1 pseudogene is annotated in these 393 nt (G+C 65.9%); it reads left to right on the forward strand.

The window, feature by feature from the left end:
* Positions 1–284: 284 nt before the first annotated feature.
* Positions 285–393: pseudogene (locus EN850_RS37970) on the forward strand (response regulator transcription factor); the annotation flags it as partial.

Genomic DNA, 393 nt, shown 5'->3' on the forward strand with positions numbered 1-393 from the left:
GTCGCGAGCGCCTCACCGGCAGCAACATTCCGACCAGTGTCTGCCTGACCGTGGCCCAGCGTCGCAAGGCTCAGGAAGACAGGCGCCAGGCGTTGACCGACCAGCAGCGCATCAGCCGCTGACCCGCCGCCGCAGGGGCCTCGCCCGGTGTCGCCCCGTCGGTACGAAATGTTAAGAATGGAACCTGTATCGTTCAGCAGGTAGACGTCGCGTCCACCCGCACAGGGGCATCCTGAGCGGGTGGGCCTGGCCCCCCGACGACCCTTCAAGAACCAGAGGTCCCAGTGCGCATTCTCGTAATCGAAGACAACAGCGACATCGCCGCCAACCTTGGCGACTACCTTGAGGATCGTGGCCACACCGTGGACTTCGCCGCCGACGGCGTGACCGGCC

Origin of the sequence: Mesorhizobium sp. M8A.F.Ca.ET.207.01.1.1, assembly GCF_004794715.1 — a bacterium.
Taxonomy (GTDB): domain Bacteria; phylum Pseudomonadota; class Alphaproteobacteria; order Rhizobiales; family Rhizobiaceae; genus Mesorhizobium.